General features: G+C 68.5%; 1 pseudogene. It reads right to left on the bottom strand.

From position 1 onward, the window contains the following. Positions 1-260 (bottom strand): annotated as a pseudogene (locus tag ACZ2XM_RS15570) (ABC transporter substrate-binding protein); the annotation flags it as partial.

Genomic DNA, 260 nt, shown 5'->3' with positions numbered 1-260 from the left:
GCCTTGTAGCCGAGCGCCGGCTTCTTCACCGGGTTCGAGTCGGGCAGCTGGTCGGTCACGAGCACGGGGCCGGCCGGCAGGATCTCGCCTTCGCAATCCTTGCCGCACACGCGCAGGAAATCGTTGTTGGCGACACCGTGCGTCTGGTACACCTTGCCCTTGTAGCCGCGCTCCTTCAGCGTCTTGGCCGGCAGCGCCGCCGGCGTGCCGGAGCCCGCGATCAGCACCGCATCCGGGTTCGAGCCCAGCAGCTTCAGCAC

This window comes from Psychrobacter sp. CoH-33_TS_01, from assembly GCF_058189395.1.
The sequence above is the reverse complement of the archived record's forward strand: the minus strand, read 5'-3'. Positions and strand labels throughout refer to the sequence as shown.